The organism is Limosilactobacillus balticus (assembly GCF_014145615.1).
GTDB lineage: Bacteria > Bacillota > Bacilli > Lactobacillales > Lactobacillaceae > Limosilactobacillus > Limosilactobacillus balticus.
This window is the reverse complement of the sequence record NZ_JACIVH010000033.1, coordinates 1-326: the sequence shown is the minus strand read 5'-3', so window position 1 is coordinate 326 and position 326 is coordinate 1. Positions and strand designations below refer to the sequence as shown.

General features: G+C 38.7%; 1 pseudogene. It reads left to right on the top strand.

Going from position 1 to position 326, the window contains the following annotated elements:
* Positions 1–291, top strand: a pseudogene (gene tnpA / locus H5S10_RS00175) (IS200/IS605 family transposase); the annotation flags it as partial.
* Positions 292–326: the final 35 nt, after the last annotated feature.

The following is a 326-nucleotide window of genomic DNA, read 5'->3' as shown; positions in this document are numbered from 1 at the left end:
TAATTGAAGGTCATATGATGCCAGATCATGTGCACTTGTTAGTAAGTATTCCGCCGAAGCTAAGTGTATCGCAGTTTATGGGATACTTAAAAGGGAAAAGTGCATTAATGATGTTTGATCGACATGCAAACTTAAAATACAAATATGGGAACTGACATTTTGGGGCTGAAGGCTACTATGTGAGTACAGTTAGATTGAATGAAGAAGGATATCCGAGATCAAGAGAAACATGATATAGCAATGGATAAGCTAACAAGTGTGGAATATTCGGACCCTTTTAAGGGTAAGTGAGGTAGTACAAACACCGCTTAAAGCGGTGGCAAAGT